The organism is Pedobacter sp. SAFR-022, from assembly GCF_051965375.1.
In the GTDB taxonomy this organism is placed as follows: domain Bacteria; phylum Bacteroidota; class Bacteroidia; order Sphingobacteriales; family Sphingobacteriaceae; genus Pedobacter.
The window spans coordinates 294,353-320,766 of the sequence record NZ_JBQCME010000001.1 but is presented as its reverse complement, the minus strand read 5'-3'; the positions used below and the strand labels follow the sequence as shown (position 1 = coordinate 320,766).

Annotated in this window: 29 protein-coding genes; 23 read left to right on the top strand and 6 right to left on the bottom strand. The window is 42.5% G+C overall.

The genetic code is table 11. The features are described from left to right. Positions 1 to 4: 4 nt before the first annotated feature. The 15 genes from rplR to dnaK all read left to right on the top strand — a co-directional run bounded on the left by rplR (position 5) and on the right by dnaK (position 10,745). Positions 5 to 358 (top strand): 50S ribosomal protein L18, encoded by a 354-nt coding sequence (rplR, locus tag ACTHQF_RS01440; protein ID WP_440428067.1) that lies wholly within the window; start codon positions 5 to 7, stop codon positions 356 to 358. Between the two features lie 18 nt (positions 359 to 376). Beyond that, positions 377 to 895, top strand: coding sequence for a 30S ribosomal protein S5 (rpsE, locus tag ACTHQF_RS01435; protein WP_008244566.1), 519 nt, complete (start codon positions 377 to 379; stop codon positions 893 to 895). A 4-nt stretch (positions 896 to 899) separates the two neighbouring features. Further along, complete coding sequence (gene rpmD, locus ACTHQF_RS01430) at positions 900 to 1,079, top strand: 50S ribosomal protein L30 (RefSeq protein WP_440428066.1); 180 nt, start codon at positions 900 to 902, stop codon at positions 1,077 to 1,079. A 113-nt stretch (positions 1,080 to 1,192) separates the two neighbouring features. Next, a complete protein-coding gene (gene rplO, locus ACTHQF_RS01425; protein WP_440428065.1) occupies positions 1,193 to 1,639 on the top strand; it encodes a 50S ribosomal protein L15 in 447 nt (148 codons plus the stop codon). 3 nt (positions 1,640 to 1,642) lie between these two features. Beyond that, positions 1,643 to 2,977 (top strand): preprotein translocase subunit SecY, encoded by a 1,335-nt coding sequence (secY, locus tag ACTHQF_RS01420; RefSeq protein WP_440428064.1) that lies wholly within the window; start codon positions 1,643 to 1,645, stop codon positions 2,975 to 2,977. A 3-nt stretch (positions 2,978 to 2,980) separates the two neighbouring features. Then, a complete protein-coding gene (map, locus tag ACTHQF_RS01415; RefSeq protein WP_440428063.1) occupies positions 2,981 to 3,769 on the top strand; it encodes a type I methionyl aminopeptidase in 789 nt (262 codons plus the stop codon). 67 nt (positions 3,770 to 3,836) lie between these two features. After that, complete coding sequence (gene infA, locus ACTHQF_RS01410) at positions 3,837 to 4,055, top strand: translation initiation factor IF-1 (protein WP_008244555.1); 219 nt, start codon at positions 3,837 to 3,839, stop codon at positions 4,053 to 4,055. Between the two features lies 1 nt (position 4,056). Beyond that, positions 4,057 to 4,173: a type B 50S ribosomal protein L36 gene (gene ykgO, locus ACTHQF_RS01405; RefSeq protein WP_082434884.1), complete on the top strand. Its 117-nt coding sequence runs from the start codon at positions 4,057 to 4,059 to the stop codon at positions 4,171 to 4,173. Positions 4,174 to 4,256: 83 nt separating this feature from the next. Next, positions 4,257 to 4,634 (top strand): 30S ribosomal protein S13, encoded by a 378-nt coding sequence (gene rpsM / locus ACTHQF_RS01400; protein ID WP_068403475.1) that lies wholly within the window; start codon positions 4,257 to 4,259, stop codon positions 4,632 to 4,634. Between the two features lie 21 nt (positions 4,635 to 4,655). Continuing rightward, positions 4,656 to 5,045, top strand: a complete 390-nt coding sequence (gene rpsK, locus ACTHQF_RS01395) for a 30S ribosomal protein S11 (protein ID WP_330145807.1) — start codon at positions 4,656 to 4,658, stop codon at positions 5,043 to 5,045. A 64-nt stretch (positions 5,046 to 5,109) separates the two neighbouring features. Then, positions 5,110 to 5,718: a 30S ribosomal protein S4 gene (rpsD, locus tag ACTHQF_RS01390; protein ID WP_440428062.1), complete on the top strand. Its 609-nt coding sequence runs from the start codon at positions 5,110 to 5,112 to the stop codon at positions 5,716 to 5,718. Between the two features lie 87 nt (positions 5,719 to 5,805). Further along, positions 5,806 to 6,798, top strand: coding sequence for a DNA-directed RNA polymerase subunit alpha (locus ACTHQF_RS01385; RefSeq protein ID WP_440428061.1), 993 nt, complete (start codon positions 5,806 to 5,808; stop codon positions 6,796 to 6,798). 73 nt (positions 6,799 to 6,871) lie between these two features. After that, positions 6,872 to 7,411, top strand: a complete 540-nt coding sequence (gene rplQ / locus ACTHQF_RS01380; RefSeq protein ID WP_440428060.1) for a 50S ribosomal protein L17 — start codon at positions 6,872 to 6,874, stop codon at positions 7,409 to 7,411. Between the two features lie 78 nt (positions 7,412 to 7,489). After that, a complete protein-coding gene (locus tag ACTHQF_RS01375) occupies positions 7,490 to 8,683 on the top strand; it encodes a class I SAM-dependent methyltransferase (protein ID WP_440428059.1) in 1,194 nt (397 codons plus the stop codon). A 151-nt stretch (positions 8,684 to 8,834) separates the two neighbouring features. After that, positions 8,835 to 10,745 carry a molecular chaperone DnaK gene (dnaK, locus tag ACTHQF_RS01370; protein ID WP_440428058.1) on the top strand — a complete coding sequence of 637 codons (1,911 nt, stop codon included), beginning with the start codon at positions 8,835 to 8,837 and terminating at the stop codon, positions 10,743 to 10,745. Between the two features lie 210 nt (positions 10,746 to 10,955). On the opposite strand, the gene ACTHQF_RS01365 is transcribed toward dnaK, so the two are convergent. The 4 genes from ACTHQF_RS01365 to ACTHQF_RS01350 form a co-directional block, all read right to left on the bottom strand. Then, complete coding sequence (locus ACTHQF_RS01365; protein ID WP_440428057.1) at positions 10,956 to 11,855, bottom strand: sugar phosphate nucleotidyltransferase; 900 nt, start codon at positions 11,853 to 11,855, stop codon at positions 10,956 to 10,958. Between the two features lie 94 nt (positions 11,856 to 11,949). Then, entirely contained in the window at positions 11,950 to 13,059 is a 1,110-nt protein-coding gene (locus ACTHQF_RS01360; protein WP_440428056.1) for a M42 family metallopeptidase, read from the bottom strand. A gap of 79 nt (positions 13,060 to 13,138) precedes the next feature. Further along, on the bottom strand, positions 13,139 to 14,311 hold the full coding sequence (locus ACTHQF_RS01355; protein ID WP_440428055.1) for an MFS transporter: 1,173 nt from the start codon (positions 14,309 to 14,311) through the stop codon (positions 13,139 to 13,141). Next, complete coding sequence (locus tag ACTHQF_RS01350; protein ID WP_440428054.1) at positions 14,312 to 15,853, bottom strand: acyl-CoA carboxylase subunit beta; 1,542 nt, start codon at positions 15,851 to 15,853, stop codon at positions 14,312 to 14,314. Between the two features lie 191 nt (positions 15,854 to 16,044). Here ACTHQF_RS01350 and ACTHQF_RS01345 point away from each other — a divergent pair, with 191 nt between their 5' ends. From ACTHQF_RS01345 to ACTHQF_RS01335, 3 genes are all read left to right on the top strand, one after another. Continuing rightward, positions 16,045 to 16,380 carry a hypothetical protein gene (locus ACTHQF_RS01345; RefSeq protein ID WP_440428053.1) on the top strand — a complete coding sequence of 112 codons (336 nt, stop codon included), beginning with the start codon at positions 16,045 to 16,047 and terminating at the stop codon, positions 16,378 to 16,380. 111 nt (positions 16,381 to 16,491) lie between these two features. Then, positions 16,492 to 18,096: a SulP family inorganic anion transporter gene (locus ACTHQF_RS01340; RefSeq protein WP_440428052.1), complete on the top strand. Its 1,605-nt coding sequence runs from the start codon at positions 16,492 to 16,494 to the stop codon at positions 18,094 to 18,096. Between the two features lie 30 nt (positions 18,097 to 18,126). Then, positions 18,127 to 18,807 carry a carbonic anhydrase gene (locus ACTHQF_RS01335; protein WP_440428051.1) on the top strand — a complete coding sequence of 227 codons (681 nt, stop codon included), beginning with the start codon at positions 18,127 to 18,129 and terminating at the stop codon, positions 18,805 to 18,807. 101 nt (positions 18,808 to 18,908) lie between these two features. On the opposite strand, the gene pruA is transcribed toward ACTHQF_RS01335, so the two are convergent. After that, entirely contained in the window at positions 18,909 to 20,543 is a 1,635-nt protein-coding gene (pruA, locus tag ACTHQF_RS01330) for an L-glutamate gamma-semialdehyde dehydrogenase (protein ID WP_440428050.1), read from the bottom strand. Positions 20,544 to 20,662: 119 nt separating this feature from the next. On the opposite strand from pruA, the gene lpxK reads away from it, so the two are divergent. From lpxK to ACTHQF_RS01305, 5 genes are all read left to right on the top strand, one after another. Then, entirely contained in the window at positions 20,663 to 21,745 is a 1,083-nt protein-coding gene (gene lpxK / locus ACTHQF_RS01325) for a tetraacyldisaccharide 4'-kinase (protein ID WP_440428049.1), read from the top strand. Next, positions 21,693 to 22,508: a purine-nucleoside phosphorylase gene (locus ACTHQF_RS01320; RefSeq protein WP_440428048.1), complete on the top strand. Its 816-nt coding sequence runs from the start codon at positions 21,693 to 21,695 to the stop codon at positions 22,506 to 22,508. The genes lpxK and ACTHQF_RS01320 overlap by 53 nt, the downstream gene beginning before the upstream one ends. Next, the gene (locus tag ACTHQF_RS01315; protein ID WP_440428047.1) at positions 22,508 to 24,511 is read left to right on the top strand and encodes a putative porin; all 2,004 of its coding nucleotides are present in this window, start codon (positions 22,508 to 22,510) and stop codon (positions 24,509 to 24,511) included. Before ACTHQF_RS01320 ends, ACTHQF_RS01315 begins: the two co-directional genes overlap by 1 nt. 92 nt (positions 24,512 to 24,603) lie before the next feature. Further along, positions 24,604 to 25,065 (top strand): peptidylprolyl isomerase, encoded by a 462-nt coding sequence (locus tag ACTHQF_RS01310; RefSeq protein WP_440428046.1) that lies wholly within the window; start codon positions 24,604 to 24,606, stop codon positions 25,063 to 25,065. Between the two features lie 27 nt (positions 25,066 to 25,092). Then, positions 25,093 to 25,638, top strand: a complete 546-nt coding sequence (locus tag ACTHQF_RS01305) for a DUF5606 family protein (RefSeq protein ID WP_440428045.1) — start codon at positions 25,093 to 25,095, stop codon at positions 25,636 to 25,638. A gap of 237 nt (positions 25,639 to 25,875) precedes the next feature. On the opposite strand, the gene rlmH is transcribed toward ACTHQF_RS01305, so the two are convergent. After that, on the bottom strand, positions 25,876 to 26,349 hold the full coding sequence (rlmH, locus tag ACTHQF_RS01300; RefSeq protein WP_440428044.1) for a 23S rRNA (pseudouridine(1915)-N(3))-methyltransferase RlmH: 474 nt from the start codon (positions 26,347 to 26,349) through the stop codon (positions 25,876 to 25,878). Between the last annotated feature and the right edge of the window lie 65 nt (positions 26,350 to 26,414).

Genomic DNA, 26,414 nt, shown 5'->3' with positions numbered 1-26,414 from the left:
CATCATGGCAGGAAAAAAATTATCTCGTAGAGATCGTATAAAAAAAGGAATCAGAAAAAGACTTACCGGTTCTGAAAGCCGTCCACGTTTATCAGTTTACAGAAGCAATAAAGGGATTTATGCTCAAATTATTAACGACGTAACCGGAAATACATTAGTTTCAGCATCTTCTTTATCGAAAGATTTTACTGGTACTGGTACCAAAATGGAGCAATCTATTGCTGTAGGTAAATCAATCGCAGAGAAAGCTATCGCAGCTGGCGTAAAACAAGTTGTTTTCGATAGAAATGGCTATTTATACCACGGTCGTGTTAAATCATTGGCTGACGGTGCCCGTGAAGCTGGTTTAGAATTTTAATCTGATAAATAGAGAAGAATGTCAACTATCAATATAAAAAGAGTTAAGACTAGCGAGATCGAGTTAAAAGATCGTTTAGTTAGTATACAACGTGTTGCCAAAGTGACCAAAGGTGGTCGTACCTTCAGCTTTTCCGCTATCGTAGTGGTAGGTGATGAGAACGGTATTGTAGGTTACGGTCTTGGTAAAGCGAAAGAGGTTACCGAAGCAATTGCAAAAGGTATCGATGACGCTAAAAAGAACCTGGTAAAAGTTCCATTGTTGAACGGAACCGTTCCTCATGAGCAAATCGGTAAATTTTCAGGTGGTTTTGTTTTAATCAAACCAGCTGCAGTAGGTACCGGAGTTATTGCTGGTGGTGCGATGCGTGCAGTTCTGGAGAGTGCTGGTGTACACAACGTACTTGCAAAATCAAAAGGTTCATCTAACCCACACAACGTGGTAAAAGCAACAGTAGATGCTTTGACCAAAATGCGTGATGCTTATACTGTCGCTCAGCAACGTGGTGTTGATTTAAACAAAGTTTTTAACGGATAACATTATGGCTAGGATTAAAATAACCCAGATAAAAAGCGTTATCGATAGAAGCGAACGCCAAAAGAGAACTATGCAGGCTTTAGGTTTAACTAAAATGAACCAGTCTGTAGAAGTTGAAGCGAACAATGCAATTATCGGCATGGTACGTAAAGTAAACCACCTGGTTGCAATCGAGCAAATCTAATTTAATGGCGGTTGCAAATGCGGAATATAATTCTACATTTGCAACCTCTGTATATTTTTTAACCGTTGTCCCTGATTAGTGAAAGCGAAGGGCAACACAATGAGTTTCTAAAAATGAACTTAAGTAATTTAAAACCTGCATCAGGTTCAATCAAAAGCAGCAAAAGAATTGGTCGTGGTACTGGTTCAGGTCGTGGTGGAACATCTACCCGTGGTCATAAAGGTGCTGGTTCCCGTTCAGGTCACAAAAACAAAATCGGATTTGAAGGTGGTCAAATGCCTTTACAACGTCGTGTTCCTAAAGTTGGTTTCAAATCAATCAACCGTGTAGAATATGTTGGCGTTAACTTAGACGTAATCCAGGCGCTTGCTGAAAAATTCAATTTAACTACCATCACATTTGCTGATTTCCAGGCTCATGGTTTAGCATCTAAAAATGATCTAGTGAAAGTATTGGGTCGTGGCGAGGTTACATCGAAAATAGAAGTTAAAGCCCATGCTTTTTCTGCAACTGCACAAAAGGCTATTGAAGCTGTTGGTGGCTCAATTGAAAAACTGTAATTAATGAAGAAGCTGTTTACTACTTTAAGTAATATCTGGAAAATAGAAGAATTGAGAGAGCGTATCGTTTTTACGCTCATCATTCTTTTGGTCTATAGATTTGTATCACATGTGGTTCTTCCGGGTGTCGATGCAACCGCATTAGACACGAATGAACAATCTGGCCTGTTAGGTTTGATAGACATGTTTGCCGGTGGATCTTTCTCCCGCGTATCTATTTTAGCCCTTGGTGTAATGCCATATATTTCAGCGTCTATTGTAGTTCAGTTACTCGGTATTGCTGTTCCTTCTTTCCAGAAAATGCAGAAAGAAGGCGAGAGCGGCAGAAATAAGCTTAACCAAATTACCAGATATCTGACTGTTGCTATCACCGCTGTTCAGGCAGTTGGTTACATCAAAACGCAGGTGCCTGTTGAAGCAATTCTGATCGACCGTACGTTATTCTACGTGCTGTCTACGTTTGTTTTAGCTGCAGGAACCTTGTTCGTGATGTGGCTTGGTGAGAAAATCACAGATAAAGGTATCGGAAATGGTGTTTCACTAATCATCATGGTTGGTATCATCGCACGTTTGCCAATGGCCCTACAACAGGAGATCAGCTCCAGGTTTGTGGGTGATGGCGGTTTAATCGGACTTGTACTTGAAATCGTTGCTTTATTTGCTGTGGTGATGTTCACCATCCTGATCGTTCAGGGTGTACGTAAAGTGCCTGTTCAGTATGCAAAACGTATTGTTGGTAACAGACAATTTGGTGGTGTAAGACAGTATATCCCTTTAAAGGTTAATGCTGCTGGTGTTATGCCGATCATCTTTGCTCAGGCCTTGATGTTCATTCCGATGACGCTCACCTCATTTTTTCCTTCATTGCAAAACACCTGGTTAATCCAGTTCAGTGATTATACTTCACTTACGTACTGCTTAACTTTCGCGTTCTTAATCATTGCCTTTACTTTCTTCTATACTGCTATCACCGTAAATCCTACACAGATGGCTGATGATATGAAGAAGAATGGCGGGTTTATTCCAAGCGTTAAACCAGGACTTGCAACTTCATCTTTTATAGATGATGTTATTTCTAAGATCACTTTCCCAGGCTCTATTTTCCTGGCGATCATCGCGATCCTTCCTGCGATTGCTGTTAAATTCGGTATCAAATCTGAGTTTGCGCATTTCTATGGTGGTACTTCGCTTTTGATTCTTGTTGGTGTGGTATTAGATACCCTTCAGCAAATTGAAAGTTATTTATTGATGCGTCATTATGATGGATTGATGAAAACCGGTAGAGTGACCGGCCGCACAGGGATTCCTGCTGCAACCGGAAGTAATGCCGTGATATAAGTCATGTCAAAAATTTATTATAAATCGGCAGAGGAGATTGAGCTGATCCGGGAAAGTTCCATGTTGGTGTCGCAGACACTTGCAGAAGTGGCCAAAGTTATTGGCCCGGGAATCACGACCATGAGCTTAAACAAACTTGCCGAGACTTTTATTAAAGATCAGGGTGCCGTTCCGGCATTCCTGAACTATAATGGCTTCCCATATTCATTATGTATTTCTCCGAATGAACAGGTTGTACATGGCTTTCCGAGTGACTATGTTATTCAGGAAGGTGATCTGATCTCGGTAGACTGCGGTGTAATTAAGAACAACTATTTCGGGGACTCTGCTTACACTTTCGCCATTGGTGAGATTGATGCGGAGAAACAAAAGTTGGTTGATGTAACCAAAGCATGCCTGGTAGCAGGTGTGGAGAAAGCAGTATCCGGTTCCCGGATCGGGGATGTGGGATATGCCATTCAAAAGATTGCTGAAGATAACGGTTTTGGTGTAGTAAGGGAATTGGTAGGACATGGGGTAGGCGTTAAGCTGCATGAAAAACCAGAGGTACCGAACTATGGCCAGAGAGGCCGCGGGATTAAGTTAGAAGAAGGTATGGTGATTGCAATCGAGCCTATGATTAATGCCGGCACAGCGGGTGTTAAATTTTGGTCAGACGGCTGGACTGTAACGAGTAAGGATAATAAACCATCTGCACATTTCGAACATACGATCGCGGTTAAAAAGGGGAAAGCAGATGTTTTATCGACGTTTACGTTGATTGAAGAAGTTTTAGAGAAAAAGCATAAATAATTAAATTATTTTAATTAATTTTGCAACCCTGTTTAATAGCAGCTAATTAAGTAAAAATCAATAATATATGGCTAAACAAGCCTCAATTGAACAAGACGGAGTAATAAGGGAAGCATTATCGAATGCAATGTTCCGGGTAGAACTGGAGAATGGGCATGAGATTATCGCTCACATTTCTGGTAAGATGCGGATGCACTACATCAAGATATTACCAGGGGATAAAGTTAAATTAGAGATGTCGCCTTACGACTTATCGAAGGGCAGGATTACTTATAGATATAAATAAAATGAAAGTTAGGTCATCAATTAAAAAGCGTAGCGCTGATTGCAAAATTATACGTCGTAAGGGAAAACTTTACGTTATCAACAAAAAGAACCCTAAGTTCAAGCAGCGTCAAGGTTAAGAAATTATTTAAGTGTGATTGGATTGGATGTACAGGTTATTCAATCTGTCATTTAATCAAATAATCAAACATTTAGTACAAATATGGCAAGGATATCAGGTATTGATTTACCAAGAAACAAAAGAGGCGAAATTGGTCTAACGTACATCTTCGGTGTAGGTAGATCTACTGCTCAACGTATTTTAACGGAAGCAGGTATCGATTTTAGCAAAAAAGTACAAGACTGGTCTGATGAAGAGTTATCAGCGATTCGTACGATCATCAACGACGGAATTAAAGTTGAAGGTGCTTTACGTTCAGAGGTTCAATTGAACATCAAACGTTTAATGGATATCGGTTGCTACCGTGGCTTACGTCATAGAAAAGGTTTGCCGGTTCGTGGACAACGTACGAAAAACAACTCCAGAACTCGTAAAGGCAAGAGAAAAACAGTTGCTAACAAGAAAAAAGCTACTAAATAAAATTAGTATCAAACAATAATTATGGCTAAGAGTAAAAAAGTAACTAAAAAGCGTATTGTTGTAATTGAGCCTGTTGGTCAGGCACACATCAATGCGACTTTTAACAATATCATTGTTACCCTAACAAACAACAACGGTCAAACGATCTCATGGTCGTCTGCAGGTAAAATGGGCTTCAAAGGTTCTAAAAAGAACACGCCATATGCAGCAGGTCAAGCGGCTTCAGACTGTGGTAAGGTAGCATATGATTTAGGTTTACGTAAGGTTGAAGTATTTGTAAAAGGTCCTGGATCTGGTCGTGAATCAGCAATCAGAACTTTACAAGTTGCAGGTATCGAAGTGACTTCGATTAAAGACATCACCCCGCTTCCACACAATGGTTGCCGTCCACCTAAGAAAAGAAGAGTTTAATTTATAATTTTTAAAGCTAAGAGTCTGCAGCTACAGGTTGCACGATACTTTAAAACAAAGCACAATGGCAAGATATACAGGACCAAAGTCCAAAATCGCGCGTAAATTCAGAGAGCCAATTTTCGGCCCTGATAAAGTTTTAGACAGAAAAAACTATCCTCCTGGCCAACATGGCGTTTCTAAAAGAAGAGGAAAACAATCTGAATATGCTGTTCAGTTAATGGAAAAACAGAAAGTGAAATACACTTACGGTGTATTGGAGCGTCAGTTCCGTAACTTGTTTACCAAAGCATCTTCACGTCAGGGTATTACCGGTGACAACTTATTACAATTATTAGAAGCTCGTTTAGATAATACCGTATATAGATTAGGTATTGCTACAACCCGTTCAGCTGCCCGCCAGTTAGTTAGCCATAAACACGTAACAGTGAACGGTGAAGTGGTAAACATTCCTTCTTATCAATTGAAAGCCGGTGATGTAATTGCTGTTCGTGAGAAATCAAAGACATTAGAATCCATCACTAATTCTGTTGCTGGAAGAGTAATCAATAAATTCAATTGGTTAGACTGGAATGCAAGTGAATTGTCTGGAAAGTTTTTAGCTTATCCAAATCGTGATGAGATCCCAGAAAACATCAAAGAAAACCTTATAGTAGAGTTGTACTCTAAGTAATGAATTGATTCTAACTGCCCTTTACCCAAAGGGCGGTTAGTTTTTTTTGCGTTACAATTTTTAACAAACGATCTAAAAACATTATAAATGGCAATTTTAGCATTTCAGAAACCCGATAAGGTAATCATGCAGAAATCTACTGATTTCGATGGCATATTTGAATTTCGTCCTTTAGAGCCCGGTTTCGGTGTAACAATTGGTAATGCCCTTAGAAGAATTTTACTTTCTTCCTTGGAAGGTTATGCAATTACAAGTATCCGTTTTTCTGGTGTTTCTCACGAATTTTCTACCATCAAAGGTGTTGTAGAAGACTTGACTGAAATCATCCTGAATTTAAAACAAGTTCGTTTTAAGAAAGTTGGTGACACTGGTGATTCTGAAAAAGTATTCATCATTGTAAATGGTCAGGATCAGTTTCTTGCAGGAGACATTACTAAATTCTCAAACAACTTTGAGGTTTTAAACCCGGATTTTGTGATTTGCAATATGGAAAAAACAGTGACTTTAGAGGTGGAATTAACCATCAATAAAGGCCGCGGTTATGTTCCTGCTGAAGAAAATAAAGTAAGTGATGCTGTGGTTGGTGTGATCGCGATTGACTCGATCTTTACGCCAATGAAAAATGTTAAGTACACGATTGAAAACTATCGTGTTGAACAAAAAACAGATTACGAAAAATTAATCCTTGAGATTTCTACCGACGGATCTATTCATCCTGAAGAGGCATTGAAAGAATCTGCGAAGATTTTAATCCAACACTTTATGCTGTTCTCTGATGAGAACCTGGTATTGGAGTCGCAGGCTAAAGAAGAGACTAAAGAAGTTGATGAGGAAATCTTACACATGCGTAAGATCCTTAAAACTGAATTGGTTGATCTTGATCTTTCTGTACGTGCATTAAACTGCTTAAAAGCAGCTGACATCCGTACCTTGGCTGATCTAGTGTCTTACGACGTTGCTGATATGTTAAAGTTCAGAAACTTCGGTAAAAAATCCCTGACTGAAATCCAGGAACTGGTTAAATCTAAGAGCTTATCTTTTGGAATGAACCTGTCTAAATTCAAGTTAGACGAAGAATAATAACAAATATAACTATTGTTAATCGTGCATAATTCCCTCGTAAAGAGACGGTATGCACTGAATAAAATCAAAAATGAGACACGGTAAAAAAATTAACCACTTAGGAAGAACAGATTCACATCGTAAGGCGATGTTGGCTAACATGGCTTCATCATTAATCAAGCACAAAAGAATTACCACGACTTTAGCGAAAGCAAAAGCATTGCGTATGTACGTTGAGCCGATGATTACTAAATCTAAAACCGATACTACACACTCTCGTCGTATTGTTTTTAGCTACTTACAAGATAAAGAAACTGTAACTGAATTGTTCCGTGACGTAGCTGCTAAGGTTGCTAACCGTCCGGGTGGTTACACCAGAATTATCAAATTAAACAATCGTTTAGGTGATAATGCTGAGATGGCATTGATCGAATTGGTTGACTACAACGAAGTATACGGTAAAGATACTGACGCTGCAGAGAAGAAAACTACCCGTCGTGGTAGAAGCAGAAGCAAAAAAGCTGATGCACCTGCTGCTGAAGCAACTGCTACTACTGAAGAAGCAACCACTGAAGCGCCTGCTGAAGAAGCTGCTGCACCTGCTGAAGGTGAAGAAGCTAAAGAAGCATAAGCCTTTCATAAGGATAAAAGAAGCCCTGTTGATTTTTTCAGCAGGGCTTTTTTCATAATTCAATTTTAACTTTTGCATATGAATGCATCTAATCAGCCGGAGGTCTATTTAGAAAAGGTAAAAGAAGCCTTGGCTTCTGGTTCCTTTCTGAAAGTTACCCTTTCGAATTACACTGGTGCTGAACCCGAGCTTAAGAATATTTATCTGCGCTTGGTTGAAATTAAGCGGCAGGCTAAACTTTCTTTTACTTTCCGGTATAAGACCAGGGATATCGTCAAGAATTTCGACCTGCCAGAAGGGGAGGTCATGTTAGGGAAGTATGTTCAGGAGGAGTTTAGCGCAGCGACGCTATTTACCACTACTGTCGACTGGTCCTTACAACGTAAAGGTGATCGTTGGTCCATTAAGCAGCTTGGGCCATCAATGACCAAGCCGGAGGGTAGTCTCCTCTCCCATGATAAAACGAAAGCGCGTAAGATTACGAGTACGGGTAAGCAATATCTGGTTGATCTGGGGCTAACCGATGCCTCGGGTACGGTGTTTAAGAACGCTCAGGACAAATACAAGCAGATCAATCAGTATATCGAAATATTAAGTCCGTTGATTGCTTCGCTTCCAGCAGGAAGTATTAAAAAGGTGGCTGATATGGGTTCCGGGAAAGGGTACCTCACCTTTGCGCTTTATGATTATCTGGTTAATACCCTTAAGCAAGACGTACAGGTTACCGGCGTAGAATTTAGAGAAGATATGGTTGGCTTATGCAATCAGATCGGCAGCAATGCTGGATTTACGGGCCTAGACTTTGCACAAGGTACCATTGATGCCTATGACACCGCAGGTGTGGACATGTTAATTGCACTGCATGCCTGTGATACCGCCACCGACGATGCCATTTACAAAGGGATCCAGGCGGGTGCCCAGCTGATTGTTACTGCCCCCTGCTGCCACAAGCAGATCAGGAAGGAGATCGTCAAGGGCAAACAGTCAAACGCACTGGACTTTATTACTCAGCATGGTATTTTCCTGGAACGGCAGGCAGAGATGGTGACCGACGGTCTCCGGGCTTTGATCATGGAGTATTTTGGTTACCAGACCAAGATCATGCAGTTTATCTCCGACCAGCATACACCGAAAAACGTGCTGATCATAGGCACACGTAAAACTATCGCGGAAGCACGTAAAGTTGAAATCCTGGAGCAGATCAGGTCTACTAAAGCATTCTTCGGAATAGGTTACCATCATCTGGAAAAACTCAGCGGGCTTAGTGGTTAATATGTCAATTTGGCATTTTGACAGCTGGTCATGCAGCGTAATATCGGTCGCTATTTACCTCAGTCTTTGCCATTAACTGCCAAATTACAATTGGCACAACCCTTGTTTAAAGGGAAATATCGAATTAGTAAAACATTAAAATAATAATAAAATGGGAAAAATTATTGGTATAGACTTAGGAACAACAAATTCTTGCGTAGCCGTAATGGAGGGTAACGAGCCTGTAGTTATAGCCAACAGTGAGGGTAAGCGTACAACACCATCTATCGTTGCATTTGCAGAGAATGGTGAGCGTAAAGTTGGTGAGCCGGCTAAACGTCAGGCGATCACTAACCCTACAAAAACGATCTCTTCTATCAAACGTTTCATGGGTAGCAGCTTTGCTGAAGTGAGCAAGGAAGCTGGTCGTGTACCTTATAGCGTAGTTAAAGGTGACAACAACACACCACGTGTGGAAATTGATGACCGCAAATATACGCCGCAAGAACTTTCTGCGATGATCTTGCAGAAAATGAAAAAAACAGCAGAAGACTTTTTAGGTCAGGAAGTTACAGAAGCAGTTATTACTGTTCCTGCATATTTTAACGATGCACAACGTCAGGCTACTAAAGAAGCTGGCGAAATTGCTGGTTTAACTGTTAAACGTATCATCAACGAGCCTACTGCAGCTGCTTTGGCTTACGGTCTGGATAAAGCACACAAAGACATGAAAATTGTCGTGTTTGACTGTGGTGGTGGTACGCATGACGTTTCCGTATTGGAATTAGGTGACGGTGTATTTGAAGTAAAATCTACTGACGGTGATACACACCTGGGTGGTGATGACTTTGACCACATTATTATCGAGTGGTTAGCTGCTGAATTCAAAAACGAAAATGGTATGGACCTTCACCAGGATCCAATGGCCTTACAACGTTTGAAAGAAGCTGCTGAGAAAGCTAAAATCGAGTTATCAAGCACCACTTCTACAGAGATCAACTTGCCTTACATTACTGCTGATGCAACTGGTCCTAAACACTTGGTAAGAACTTTAAGCCGTGCTAAATTCGAGCAATTGGCTTCAGATCTAATTAACCGTACTATTGAACCATGTAAATCTGCATTGAGAAATGCTGGTTTAAAAACTTCTGATATCGATGAGATTATCTTAGTAGGTGGTTCTACCCGTATCCCTGCCATCCAGGATGCTGTTAAAGCTTTCTTTGGTAAAGAGCCTTCTAAAGGTGTAAACCCTGATGAGGTTGTAGCTATTGGTGCTGCTATCCAAGGTGGTGTATTAACCGGTGAGGTTAAAGATGTATTATTATTAGATGTTACCCCACTTTCTTTAGGTATCGAAACTATGGGTGGTGTAATGACTAAATTAATTGAAGCTAATACAACCATTCCATCTAAAAAAGCAGAGACTTTCTCTACAGCTGCTGATAACCAACCATCTGTTGAAATCCACATTTTACAAGGTGAGCGTCCTATGGCTGCTCAGAACCGTACAATTGGACGTTTCATTCTAGACGGTATTCCACCAGCACCTCGTGGTGTGCCTCAAATCGAAGTTGCTTTTGACATCGATGCAAACGGTATCTTACATGTAAGTGCGAAAGATAAAGCTACTGGTAAAGAGCAAAAGATCCGTATCGAAGCATCTTCTGGTTTAACTGATGAAGAAATCAAGAGAATGAAAGAAGAAGCGGAGAAAAACGCTGACGCAGATAGAGCTGCTAAAGAAGAAGCAGAAAAAATCAATGCTGCTGATGCTTTAATCTTCTCTACAGAGAAACAACTGAAAGAATTCGGTGATAAGATCTCTGCTGAAAAGAAAGCTCCAATCGAGGAAGGTCTGACAAAATTGAAAGAAGCTCATGCTTCAAGAAACTTTGCTGACATCGATACTGCACAAGCTGCTTTACAAGCTGCATGGAACGAAGCATCTGAAGAAATGTACAAAGCTGGTGCTGATGGATCACAGCCACAACAAGGCGGTCCTCAGGCTGGTGAACAAGCTCCAAGCGGAGATAACGTGACTGATGTAGACTTCGAAGAAGTAAAAGACGACAAGAAATAATCTTGTTCTAATATAAAGGAAAAGGCTGCCCAAAAGGCAGCCTTTTTTTTCAGTAAACTTTGCTGATAAGTAGTGCTTCTTGCTGATTAGTACTACCTAAGGATTATCAAAACTTGAAAACACCCGTTTAAAGTGCTGAACAAATAAGAAGGCCTCTTTGCATACGCTAAGAGGCCTTCTTGATGGCAGATTTATTTTACGTACTTTATTTTATGCCCATAGGTTTTCAGGGTATGTACCATCTTTTACAAGTTGGTCAATACTTTCCTGTACAATCGGCTTATCTTCTTTATAGGTAACACCGAACCACTGGCTGCTTGTAGGGATCACCTTAACCACTGCTTTATTGGTTCTGATCAGGTGGTCACCCACCAAAGGAATAAAGAACTCCGCTTTAGGGTTATCTTTGTTAGCGTGTGCAAACTCTTTAAACAGTTCTAAGCTGATGTTAAAGATTTCTGGTGTAAAGCCCCAGAAGTTCATAGAAACGCGCGTATCGAACTCTAATGGATGTTTGTGGTCGTTTTCTTCGTAAACAATAACATCAAACTCTTTGTAAACGTTGGTACGTTCAACAATCTCTTCCAGGTTACCAGCGGCATCAACTTTACAGACACCACGGGATACCGATCCGTGTTCAGATAAAGTTTTACCAATTTCGTAGCCGATCATGGAGAATGTGCTGCCGTTTGCTTCCTTTGTTAAGAAGTCGTTCATTTTTTGGAAGGCATCCAAACCATAGAAATCATCCGCATTGATCACCGCAAATGGTTCTTTAACCACGTGTCTTGCAGCAAGTACCGCATGAGCAGTACCCCAGGGTTTTGCACGTTCGATCTCTAATTCAACACCGTATTGTTTGATGTCGAAATTTTGAAACACATAGTCAGTCTCAATTTTGCCATTTAACTTAGGTTCAAAGATGGTTTTGAAGTTATCTACAAATTCCTCTTTGATGATGAATACAACCTTGCCAAATCCGGCTTTGATTGCATCATGAATAGAATAGTCAATAATGGTTTCGCCGTTCGGGCCAAATCCATCAATTTGTTTCATGCTTCCATAGCGGCTTGCCATCCCGGCAGCTAAAATCAGTAAAGTAGGTTTCATAATAGTTTATATAAACAAATGGAATATTTTTCTTGTTAAGTTTAACGGTTTATGCCGTTTGAACAATAATATAAATTAAGGCTAAATTGTTTGCCTATCTTGAATATTTAAAGTCGTGGTTATTGGTAATGTTTAGTAATGCGTGATAGATCAAGCTGATCACATTATCCACATCTTCCTTGTGAATCATTTCCACGGTCGTATGCATGTAGCGCAATGGCAGTGAAATTAATGCCGATGGCACACCGCCATTGGAGTAAGCAAAAGCATCCGTGTCTGTACCGGTAGACCTTGAAGAAGCCTGGCGTTGGAACGGTATGTTATTCTGCTGTGCCGTGTCAATCAAAAGCCTGTTCAGGTTGGTCTGTACGGCAGGTGCATAAGACACCACCGGTCCTTTTCCACAGGCAAGGTCACCCTGAGTAATCTTGTTGATCATTGGGGTAGAAGTGTCATGCGTTACATCGGTGATGATGGCCACGTTTGGCTTTATGCGATGTGCAATCATTTCTGCGCCACGAAGGCCAATCTCTTCCTGTACCGAGTTCACGATATACAAGCCAAAAGGAAGTTCGTTCTTGTTCTCATGTAGCAAGCGTGCAACCTCGGCGATCATAAAACCACCTGCACGGTTATCCAGTGCACGACCAACGTAGTAACGGTCGTTAAGCACCATGAACTCATCTTCGTAGGTGATCACACAGCCCACATGAATACCTAAAGCTTCAACCTCTTCTTTAGTGGTACATCCGCAATCCAGAAAGATGTTTTTCAAGGCCGGTGCTTCTTCTTTTTCGCCATTGCGGGTATGAATTGCCGGCCAGCCAAATACAGCCTTTATCAGACCTTTATCCGTATGGATATTAACGCGCTTGGAAGGTGCGATCTGATGATCTGAACCTCCGTTACGAATCACGTAAATTAAGCCGTCTGAGGTGATGTAATTCACAAACCAGGAGATCTCGTCAGCATGTGCTTCGATAACTACCTTGAACTCCGCATCCGGATTGATCACACCTACAGCGGTACCGTAGTTGTCGATGAAGCTATCGTGGATGTAGGGCTTAAGATAATCCAGCCATAATTTCTGGCCTGGATATTCAAAGCCCGTCGGAGAGGGGTTGTTAATATATGTTTCAAAGAAACGTACAGATTGCTCCGTAACTACGGGAACATGTTTTTTTTCTTCTTCTTGTTCTGACATGGTTAAACTTGTTTTAATTATGATATATCGAGGCGGTAACTATTGCCTCTTTTACTTACAATTTAAGGTTCTTAAAATGCTAGGCCAGTTCAGGCTGCTGTCGCTGTTTATAAAAGTAATAGATCAGGATGTTGGTGCTAATCACTAAACCTGAGCCGAGGCAAAACATTGGCCAGTGCCCCAGATCCCAAAGCCATAAGCCCGCTGCCGAGCCCACCGATGCACCCACAAAGCTCACGGACATAAACACAGTGTTTAGCCGGTTACGAGCCTCCGGAATCAAAGCATAGATCCTGGTCTGGTTTGTCACATGGATCGCCTGCTGACCAATATCCAGCAGTATAATCCCGGCAACGAATAGGAACAGATGACTCTGCGTAAAATAGAACGCAATGATGCTGATCAATTGCAGCACCAGCCCGATCAACAGATTCCTTCTTGGGTCACGGGCGTCACTTAACTTACCTACCAGAGGCGCAGCAAGTGCACCTGCTGCACCAGCAATGCCGAACAAACCAATCTGCAAAGATTGGAAATTGAAAGGCGGACTCGCCAGATACAACACCATGGTGGTCCAGAACGCACTTAGTGTCGCAAAAGCAAGGAAGTTAATTAAAGAGGTTTCTCTTAATACAGGCTGCGTTTTGATGTATCCGAACATGGATCCCATCAGCTGTCTATAGTTCCCTTTGAAGCCTGGTAAACTTGCAGGAAAGCGTTTAGCCATCAGCAGGACCAGCAATAGGCATATGCCGGCAGCAATAAGGAACATGGAACGCCAGCCCCAGAGGTATCCAATGGTGCCGCTAACGGACCTGGAGCCCAGGATTCCAATCAGCAAACCGCTCATGATAATACCAATGGTGTGTCCGCGGTTTTCATCTGAAGATAGGTTTGCAGCCATGGGTAGGATAAGCTGTGGCACAATAGAACTGGCGCCGATGAGTACGCAGGCCACCTGCAGCACACCGAAAGAATGAGAAAATCCTGCCAGTAGTAAAGATAGAATGGCCAGTCCGGTAATCACCAGGATCTGTTTCTTACGTTCGAACATATCACCAAGCGGTACCAGCAGCAACAGTCCGATCGCATAACCTGCCTGGGTAAGGTAGGTCGCTCGGCCTGCAACACTCTCCGAAATATGAAACTCTCTTGCGATCAGGATAATGAGCGGTTGGCAATAGTAAATGTTTGCTACAATCAGACCCGTACAAAAGGCCATCAGCAGTACGTCTGCACGACTTAACTTCATTTATAATGGTATGTTCCCGTGTTTTTTTCTTGGGTTGTTTACAACTTTGTTTTCCAGCATTTTAAACGCTTTAATCAGCTTGTTACGCGTCTGTGAAGGTTCAATCACCTCATCAACAAATCCACGTTCTGCAGCCCGGTAAGGGTTCGCGAAAATCTCTGCATACAGCTGCTCCTTTTCCTGCAATTTCTGTTCCGGGTTTTCAGCCGCACTGATTTCTTTCTTGAAGATGATCTCTGCAGCACCTTTTGCCCCCATAACTGCGATTTCAGCACTTGGCCAGGCATAGTTCAGGTCCGCACCAATATGTTTGGAATTCATCACATCGTAGGCACCGCCATAAGCTTTACGGGTAATGACCGTAATCCGCGGAACGGTTGCTTCGCTAAATGCATATAATAGTTTCGCGCCATTGCTGATGATACCGTTCCATTCCTGATCAGTACCCGGTAGGAAGCCAGGAACATCCTCCAATACCAGCAGGGGAATGTTGAAGCAATCGCAGAACCGCACAAAACGAGCAGCCTTAATCGAGGCGTGGTTATCCAGAACCCCTGCAAGGTACGCCGGCTGGTTGCCTACGATGCCAATGCTTCTGCCCGCCAGGCGTGCAAAGCCGACCACAATATTTTCCGCAAAATCTTTATGTACTTCCAGAAAGCTGTCTGCATCTGCAATGGAGGCAATTACTTCGCGCATGTCGTAAGGCTGACTGGAGCTTTCCGGTAAAAGGCTGTTCAGCGCTGGTCTGCTTTCATCTTCTGGCGTATATGGCAACTGTGTAGGGATCTCCTCACAGTTCTGCGGCATATAGCTCAGCAGCTTTTTGATATGGTTAATGGCATCCAGCTCGTTCACGCAGGAGAAATGCGTTACACCAGATTTGGTTGCATGCGTAGACGCGCCGCCCAGTTCTTCGGAAGTAACCTGTTCGTGTGTCACCGTTTTTACCACATTAGGGCCGGTAACAAACATGTAAGATGTGTTCTCCACCATAAGCACAAAATCGGTGATGGCAGGAGAATATACTGCACCTCCCGCGCAGGGACCCATGATTGCGGAAAGCTGAGGAACCACACCCGAGGCCTGTACGTTCTTGTAGAAGATATCAGCATAGCCGCCCAAAGAGACTACGCCTTCCTGAATTCTGGCACCGCCACTATCGTTCAAGCCAATCAAAGGTGCGCCATTCTTCATGGCCATATCCATTACCCTACAGATCTTCTCCGCATGGGTCTCTGAAAGGGAACCGCCAAAAACGGTGAAATCCTGCGAGAACACGTAAACCAGGCGACCCGCTATAGTACCATAACCGGTCACCACACCATCCCCATAGTACTTTTCTTTCTCCATGCCGAAGTCAGTGCTACGGTGGGTCACCAACATGCCAATCTCTTCAAAGGAATTTTCATCCAGCAAGAAATGTAGTCGTTCCCGGGCAGTCAGTTTACCTTTTTTATGCTGACTGGCAATTCTGGCCTCACCACCAGCTGCCATGGCCTGTTGTACTTTATCCTTTAATAGCGCTAACTTATTTTCCATTTCCAAAATATACTATTCAGGCTAAATTACATTTAAAGCTCAATTTTACCCTATAACTGTGTTGTTTTGATTATAATTTTGTGAAGTTCCCAAATGCAATCAGTGTTAATTACAAATTTTTTACATGACTGATGATGTAAATTATCATTGGGGTATTATTTTTGGACCAGAATAAAAAAATTCAGCTTAAAATGTCCAGAAGGAAGTACCAGTTTTTTGTAGCAATCATTTTTCTAAGCGTGTTCTGCGCGAAGATGGTGATTTCCGCTGCACCTGTATTTCTGCAAAAAATGGACAAAGAGTTGGTCAACTCTGTAATCATGCAGGTTGAATTGGAACATGGATCAGATAATGAAACCGGTAAGACGGTGAAGTATGTAGATTTTAAAATCATCAACCATACTTACAACACTTACATTCCTGTGGTTTATGATTTCATGTTAACCAATAGCTTTCTAAAACATTCCAAGCGATATGTAGATCCATATCATCCTTCGGTGCCTACACCGCCACCGAACTTTTCATAACATTAACTAATCCGCTGTAATTACGGCGCGAACATCTAGTTTAATTTCCATTAAAGATCTTGGTTATACCTGTGCATCAGGTGCATTTAATTTCTTTGAATAATATTGTTTATGAAAAATGAGAAATCAACCCTATCGGGGTTAGATATTAAGAAATACTTTCTTAAAAAGAATTTAAAACACGATTTACCGGCGAGTATCGTAGTTTTTTTAGTAGCCCTGCCATTATGTTTAGGTATTGCTATGGCGTCAGGTGCGCCACTCTTCGCCGGACTAATCACTGGTATTATCGGTGGTATTGTTGTAAGTTCAGTTAGTGGTTCGCAACTAAGTGTAAGTGGCCCCGCAGCTGGATTAACGGTTATTGTACTTGGTGCAATTGCGACCCTGGGAAACTACCAGACCTTCTTACTGGCAGTTATGCTTGCCGGTATTATGCAAATCATCCTTGGACTTGCAAAAGCAGGAACCATAGGCAACTATTTTCCTTCCAGTGTAATTACCGGTATGCTTGCAGCGATCGGTATTATATTGATCTTAAAACAATTACCACATGCTTTAGGTGTCGATTCGGACTTTGCAGGCGATGAAGCATTCATGCAGAATGATCAGCAAAATACTTTTTCTGCAGTACAGAATGCATTGGGTCAGTTTAGTATTGCAGCTATTGTGATCAGCACACTATCTATTGCAGTACTGATTTTATGGCCTAAGTTTAAGAAATTAGCCATTGTTCCGGCGCCACTTATAGTAGTTTTTATCGGTATTGCACTAACCTTAATGTTTGCAAATACAGGCCTTGCTTTAAGACCTGATCAAATGGTTACTATTCCTATTGTAAATGGCTGGAATGAATTTACCGGCCTGTTCACCATGCCAGACTTCAGTCAGATCAGCAACAAAGACGTGTGGGTTGTGGCGGGTACCATTGCCATCGTAGCAAGTTTAGAGACCCTGTTGAGTATTGAGGCAATTGATAAAATTGACCCGGTAAAACGAGTGTCGCCAACCAACCGTGAATTAGTAGCGCAAGGCGTTGGTAATATGGTTAGTGGTATGGTAGGTGGTATGCCGATGACCTCAGTAATCGTAAGAAGTTCAGCAAACGTAGGCGCGGGTGGTCGCACCAAAATGTCTGCAATTTTCCATGGTGTCTGGTTGTTATTGTCCCTGATACTTATACCTTTCGTTATAAACCTTATTCCTCTTGCATGTCTTGCAGCAGTACTACTCGTAACAGGATATAAGCTGGCAAAAATAGACCTGTTCAAACAGATGTATCAGAAAGGATGGGATCAGTTTGTACCGTTCTTGGTTACTGTATTGGCCGTTATATTTACCGACTTGTTAAAAGGTGTGGCAATTGGTATGGTAGTTTCTATTTTCTACCTTTTACGAACCAACATGCGGAACTCATTCTTCTATCGTATTACACAAGATGACAAGAAGAAGAACATCAGAATCAAGCTTGCTGAGGAAGTATCCTTCCTGAATAAAGCGGCAATCCAGATGATGCTGACCAAAATACCACCTGAAACCAATGTGATCATTGATGGAACGAATGCTCGCTTTATCGATCCAGATGTATTGGAGATCATCAATAACTTTAAGCACAACGCCTATTCAAGAGGTATTATTGTGCAACTGGAGAACATCCAGAAGAACTATACGGTACCTAAAATTGACACCAGGGTAATCGAAGAAATAAACAAATAACTAAATCTAAACACCATAAACCAAATCAATATGTGCGCATTACATGAAGAACAACACGCTCAAATTACATACGAAAGCTTATTAGCAGGTAATAAAGAATGGGTAGCAAAAACCCTTGAAGAAAATCCTGATTTCTTCAACAAGCTTGCTAAAGGCCAAAAACCACCTGTATTGTGGATCGGCTGCTCGGATAGCCGTGTACCGGCAAACCAAATCACCAATACCAACCCTGGCGACATCTTCGTATTGCGAAACATCGCTAACGTTGTCGTACACACCGATATGAGCATGCTTAGCGTGCTGGATTATGCCGTGAACGTATTAGGCGTAGAACACGTGATTGTATGTGGTCACTACGGCTGTGGTGGGGTAGAAGCTGCTTTAGGTAATAAGCAGTTCGGTATTATCGATAACTGGCTTCGTGCGATTAAAGATACTTACCGTTTACACCACGATGAGATGGAAAGAATTACTGATCATAAAGAAAGATGCAACAGACTCGTGGAACTAAATGTTGCAGAAAGTGTGTATAACCTTTCAAAAACATCTATCGTTCAGAACAAGTGGGCTAACGGTGCAAAGCTTAGCGTTCATGGCTGGGTGTATAGCATTGAAACTGGCTTAATTACGGACCTTGGATTAAGCTCAGCCGGACCGGACAACCTTTCCCCGGTATTCAGGGTGAGTGAAGCATCAAAAGTTGCAGAGTAAGCCGCGACTTTTGAATCAATACCGTTTTTAGTTTAATAATGAAAAAGCTCCTGGTTTTCCAGGAGCTTTTCATTTACGCGAATTTTTAAGGTAAATACCGCTTAGTCTTCTGCTAAGAACGGATAGCGGTAATCTTTCGCTGGTGCAAATGTTTCTTTGATCGCACGTGGAGATACCCAACGCAGCAAGTTGATCATTGATCCCGCCTTGTCATTTGTACCTGAACCTCTTGCACCACCAAATGGCTGTTGACCAACCACAGCGCCGGTACATTTATCATTGATATAGAAGTTACCAGCAGCATTACGAAGTCCTATGGATGCTTTTTCAATAGCGTAGCGATCTTGTGCAATGATTGATCCTGTTAAAGCATAGATGGAAGTGGTGTCAATGATTTTGATCACTTCATCAAAATCTGCATCCTCGTATGCATAAACGGTCAATACCGGACCGAATAGCTCCTCACACATGGTAACATATCTCGGATCCTTAACAACAATAACTGTAGGCTCAATAAAGTATCCTTTAGATTTGTCGTAACCACCACCGGCAATAATTTCCAATGCTGGATCTTCCTTAGCTGCGTCGATGTATTTAGCCAGTTTATCGAACGAGTTCTCGTCGATCACTGCATTGATGAAATTGCTGAAATCTTCCGTTCCACCCATTTTGAAGGTCGCCAGATCACGAACCATAAGTTCTTTAATCTGCGGCCAAACGCTTTGCGCAACATAAACCCTTGAAGCTGCAGAACATTTCTGTCCCTGATATTCAAATGCGCCTCTTACAATGGCAGTCGCTGATGCTTCTACATCTGCAGAACCATGAACCAGGATAAAGTCCTTTCCACCAGTTTCACCAACAATACGTGGATAAGTTTTGTATTTGTGAATGTTTGTACCAATGGTTTTCCAGATGTCCTGGAATACGCCTGTTGATCCGGTAAAGTGGATACCGGCGAAATCTGCATGGTTGAAGATCACATCTCCCGCAACCGGACCAGATACATAGATCAGGTTGATTACACCATCAGGTAAACCAGCTTCTTTGAAAATCTCCATCAACAGGTTGGCAGCATAGATCTGCGTATTTGCAGGTTTCCAAACCACAACGTTACCCATCATGGCTACAGAAGTAGGTAAGTTACCAGCAATTGCAGTGAAGTTGAAAGGAGTCAAAGCAAATACAAAACCTTCTAAAGGGCGTTGTTCAACCCTGTTCCAGGTACCTTTGCTGGACACCGGAGGCTGTTGCTTGTAGATATCCGACATGTAGCTTACATTGAAACGTAAGAAATCGATCAGCTCACAGGCAGAATCAATCTCGGCCTGGTAGGCGTTTTTGGATTGACCCAGCATGGTTGCTGCGTTCAGTTTATAACGGTAAGGACCAGCAATCAGGTCAGCCGCTTTCAGGAAGATCGAAGCGCGGTGTTCCCATGCCAGGTTTTCCCAATCTGCTTTTGCAGCCAAGGCTGCATCAATGGCTTGCTGCACATGGCTGCTATCACCTTTACTGTATTTCGCTAATATATGTTGATGATCGTGTGGAGGGGTTACATTCCCTTTTTGATCAGTATGTACGGCCTTGCCACCAATATGCATTGGTATATCAAGCTGCTTTGAACGTGCTTCAGCGATCGCTGCCTTTAGCAACTGACGCTCTTTGCTGCCTGGTGCATACTCTAATATGGGTTCGTTGACAGGGGCGGGTACGTTAAAAAATCCTTTAAGCATAGTTTAATGTTAATGTTTATACAAATATACGGATTTTTCAAAGCCAATCGTGCCTGGAGGCAAGCCTGGACGTCATGCCCTGGTAAACCATTTAATATTTGTTATTTTTGAATGCAGGCATGATAAAATACATACGACCATTACTCTTTCCCTTCGCAATCTTGTACGGCATTATCGTGATTATACGAAATAAGTGTTATGACTGGGGCATCTTTAAAAGCCGTCAATTTGACTTGCCAGTGATATGCGTCGGTAACCTCGCCGTTGGTGGAAGCGGTAAAACCCCTGTAACCGAATACCTTGTGCGACTGCTAAGCCAGCACAGGGTTGCAATCCTCAGTCGAGGTTATGGCCGGGAAACCAAAGGTTTTATTCTGGCGGATGCTGCTGCAACAGCCAAAAGCATCGGTGATGAACCCCTGCAGTATTACCAGAAATTTCCCCAGGTTACTGTCGCCGTGTGCGAAGATCGCATCACCGGAATCGAGCGACTTCAAGCGGACCATGACCTGATCATCCTTGATGACGCTTTTCAACACCGGAAAGTAAAACCTGGTTATTCCATTTTGTTGTTCGAATATGATAAGATACGCAGACCGCAATGGCTGCTGCCAACGGGCAATCTTAGGGAGCCTTTCCCAGGCTACAAAAGAGCAGAACAGATTTTAATCACCAAAAGTCCGACACTTGTTGATGAATCTACGAAGCAGCAGATCAAGCGCAAATTCAACGCCCTGAATCCTGAAAAGATCGCTTATGCGAGTATTCAATACAACAGTTTACAACCGGTATATGCAACTACCCCGGAAAAAACGACGACAGGGCCGGCTCAAACCGTATTTCTCTTAACGGGGATCGCCAATACAAAACCCCTGCTGCAATACCTGGAGGGCGAATACCGGCAGGTCATACAACATGCTTATCCCGATCATCATAAGTTCAGCACGTCGGAAATCAAGTCCCTGGTGCAGGCATTTAATTCCTGTCCGGATAGAGAAAAACTGATCATAACAACAGAAAAGGATGCCCAGCGTTTATTAGATGCAAGTATCAAAGATTTACTACTAAATTTGCCTGTATTTTTTCTGCCAATAAAGGTGGATATTCATGCAGCCGACCAACTAAAATTTAATCAAGAGATTCTAACATATGTATCAAAGCATACAAGAGACCGTTCAATACATCAAGCAAAGAACAAGTAATTTCGAACCGGAAATAGGCATCGTACTCGGTACAGGTCTTGGCGGTTTGGTGACAGAAATTGAAGTGGCGTTTAGTTTGATGTATTCCAACATACCAAACTTCCCCATCTCCACCTTGGAGTTCCACTCCGGAAAACTCATCTTCGGCACACTGAATGGCAAAAAAGTAGTGGCAATGCAAGGCCGTCTGCACTTCTATGAAGGTTATTCCATGCAACAGATCACTTTCCCGATTAGAGTAATGAAAGCACTAGGCATACAGTGGCTTTTTGTATCTAACGCTGCAGGCTCCTTGAACCCAGCGTTCAAGAAAGGTGACCTCATGGTCATTAACGACCACATCAACCTCCAGCCAGAAAGCCCGCTGCGCGGCCGCAATGATGCGGATATGGGTCCGCGTTTCCCGGATATGAGTGCGCCCTACAATAAAGACCTTATCGGGAAAGCATTGGAGATTGCAAAAGCGAATGACATCACCTGTCATCAGGGCGTATACGTGTCTGTAACCGGGCCAAACCTGGAAACCAGAGCAGAATACAAGTACCTGAGGATTATTGGTGGCGACGCTGTTGGTATGAGTACCGTACCGGAAGTTATCGTTGCCAATCACATGTCGGTGCCGGTATTCGCAATTTCCGTACTCACCGATGAAGGCTTCCCGGAAGACCTTCAGCCAACAAGCCTGGAAGATATCATTGAGACGGCAAAACATGCCGAACCTAAAATGACGCACATATTAAGTCAGTTAATCTCTGCATTATAATGTTTAAAACCCCATTACTCCTGGTTTTACTTACCTGTTTTTGTGCATTCGGTGCTGCTGCACAGGATCTTAAAACAACTGTTACCGATAATAAAGAACTGGATTCACTAAGGAACAAACTGGAGAATGCGGGAGATTCGGTGGTATTCACCTCTAAATATGTTCGCTTTACGACCCTACGGTTAACCAGAGACAGCATCCAGACGCTGCCACTGGATACCAGTTTGCGTGGCTTTCAGAATTACAGCCAGCTCTATCAGCCACGCCGGCCCACGATAAACCTCGGTAACCTCGGACTAGCGGCAAGGGACATGCTTTTTTCCCCAACCAAAACCATAGGCTTTGATCCGGGTTTTCATGCCCTGGATTATTACGCCATGACCCACGATGATGTGATCTATTACCAGGCCCGGTCACCATTCAGCAATCTGTATTACGTGAGTGGCGGACAAGCGGAACAGGTGTTCAAAGCGACGCATTCACAGAACATCAAACCGAATTGGAACTTTGGTGCCAACTACAACCGTATCGGCGCAAACGGCCTCTATGCCCGGCAGCGTGGTGATCACTTGAATGGGGTGTTTTTCACCTGGTACCAATCGCCCAGCAAGCGTTATAACCTCTGGGCCAATGCGGTGTTCAACACACTCAAAGCACAGGAAAATGGTTCCGTCCAGAACGACAACATCTTCACCAGTGAGGAGAATGCATTCTCCAGAGAGGCAGAGAACATCCGATTAAGCAGTGCCAGACAGCTGTGGCGCCAGAAGTCATACATGCTGAAACAGAACTATTTCGTTGGACGGATTGATACTCTACAACAGGAGATTACTGCCAAAGTATTGCCAACGAACAAGATCTCACATACATTGGTGTATGAAACCAAATCGTTCAACTTTACCAAGAATGAAGCGGATGATAATACGGTACTGGCGCCCGGAATCCTGGATGCCAACTATACCAATGACTCCACCATGGTTACGCACCTGCAGAATGAGTTTATTTATAGCTTCTTTCTACGCGGAAAGGGCAGTACCATCATCAAGAACGAGCTCAAGCTGAATGTTGGCCTTCGAAATGACATCTATAACTACGAACAGTTCCGGGCCAACTCCCAGACAGAAACCGGCGTTAGGGAATATAAAACCAATGTGAATAATACCACGTTGCTGGGATCCCTGGGCTACCGTTTCAGCAATCGTATTGACCTGAATGTAGACGTACAGCAGATCTTTCAGGGCAGGCAGATCGGGGATTTTCTATATGAGGCAAAAAGTAACGTGCTGTTGAGCAATAACATCGGCCGCATTGAACTGGGTGCTTATATGCAGAATAAATCACCGGAACAAATTTACATTCAGCATATCGGAAACCACGATGAGTGGAGAAACCAAAGTTTTGATCGCACCAAGATCATCAACCTATCTTTCAACTACCTGAATGACCGGTTGCGGCTTGAAGCCGGTGCGCAGTACTATCTGGTGAACGACTACCTGTATTTTGCGCCTAAAAGTGCGGAAGAGGCGCTGGCGATCAGACCAATGCAAAACCCGGATGCCATCAGCCTGCTTAAACTCACCTTGGGTAAAAAGTTTGTGTTCGGTAAATTCAACTTTGAAACCTATGTGGTGTACCAAAAAACCGATCAGCAGAATATCTTGAGAACACCGGAGGTCTATACTTTCAACACCTTTTTCTTCAACCAGACATTCTTCAAAGTGCTTCGTACCAACCTGGGTTTCGACGTAAGATACAACACACCCTTCCAGTCTTATTCTTACTCCCCATCAACCAGTCAGTTTTACCTGGGTAATGGCGGTCAGCTGAATACGGAGCCGGTTGTGGATGTATGGTTAAGGGCAAGCTTGCGCAAGGCAAATATCTTTGTGAAGTACGACTACGCCAATCAGGGTTTGTTCTCCAAAGGCTTTTACACCACCAGCCGGTATCCGATGCCAGACAGCATGCTGAAGTTTGGCGTAAGCTGGAACTTCTACGATTAACATGCCTGTTTAAGGGAGCTGCAGGTGCTATTTAATTCCATTTACATGGGAATCAATTGATTTTACTAAATTTGACATTTAAACATACAAATATGAGCAAAGCGATAATAAAGACAGCAAAAGGCGACATGACTGTTGAATTTTATGATAACGATGCGCCGAACACCGTAGCTAACTTTAAGAAATTAGCTAGTGAAGGATTTTACGATGGTGTAACATTCCACCGCGTGATCCCTGATTTCGTAATTCAAGGTGGTTGCCCGAACTCTAAAGACCCAGCAAAAGCACACCTTGCAGGTACTGGTGGCCCGGGTTACAAAATAGATTGCGAATTGACTGGCGAAAATCAGTATCACGATCGTGGCGTATTGTCTATGGCTCACGCTGGAAGAAACACTGGCGGTTCTCAGTTCTTCATCTGTCACAGCAGAAACAATACAGCGCACCTGGATAGAAACCACACTTGCTTCGGTAAAGTGGTAGAAAACGTTGATATCGTTGATGACATCAAAGCAGGCGACAAGATTTTAACAATTGAAGTTATTGAAGGTTAATTCTTCGCTTCTATAAAATTATATAATATGAATTTAAGAGGAATTGTTGCGGTTTCAGGGAGACCGGGATTATTTAAGCTTGTTGGTCAGAATAAGGCAGGATATGTATTGGAAAGCCTTGATGCCCAGAAAGTGAAAATTGTTGCTAATATTTCGAACACCAAATTAGCTTCATTGGAAGACATCACCGTTTATGGTGAGGATGATGACATCAAACTTAGCGATGTACTTGCAAAAATTGCAGCACAGGCAGACAATGTACCAGATACCAAAGCAGATGCAGCAAAGTTGAAATCTTTCTTCCTTGAAGTTGCACCAAATCACGATCAGGAGAAGGTATATGTTTCTGATATGAAGAAGATCATCAGCTGGTACAACATCCTTAAAGATCAGCCTTTATTTACAGAAGAAGCGCCGGAATTAGATCCTCAGCAGGAAGCAGTAAAAGCAGACCTTGAAAAGAAGTCTAAAGCAGCAGCTGCAGCAGCGGTAAAACCTGCTAACGCAAAAGCGCCAAGCAAGACTAGTCAGCCTGCTAAAAAGGTAAGCATGACCTCTAAAAAAGGTGTATAATTAAAGCCATTATAAGGAAAGCCGGATCAATGATCCGGCTTTTTTTATGTGTTTTCTATAAAAAATACCAGATAACCACGAAGGCTATTACTGAAATGATGATCGCCAGCCAGTAACTGCCCCGGTTCGCACTGGTATCGCTTTTATAATTGTACTTTCTTTTAAAATCTCCAAATTGCATATTTACTCCTTTCTTTTACGATGTAGAAAAGTTCAATTTTCCACATACCATAATCACTATTCATGATGATAGGGCTCACCTTTCAGGATACTGAATGCCCGGTATAACTGTTCAATAAAAAACAGGCGCACCATCTGATGTGAAAACGTCATCTCCGACAAGCTCAGACTTGAGTTTGCACGCTTGTAGACAGATTCATCGAAACCGTAGGGACCGCCAATTACAAATACCAGATGCTGAACACTCCCGATCATCTGTTTGTTCAGATAATTTGAAAATGATACCGAGGTATATTTCCGGCCTTTCTCGTCCAGCAGTACCACCACATCCAGGTTGCTGACCTGCTTCAAAATGCTTTCCGCTTCCTTGCTTTTCTGCTGTGCTTCTGTTAGGTTTTTAGTGTTCTTTAACTCCGGGATCACCACCATATTGAAGGTGATATAATGTTTTAAGCGGTTCAGGTATTTCTCCATGCCCTCGATCAAATATCTATCCTCCGTTTTTCCCACCACCAGTAACGTAATCTTCATCCTTTATTCCTCATTTTCTATGTATCCTGACCAGGAGATCACCGGATTGCATATATTTATAATTT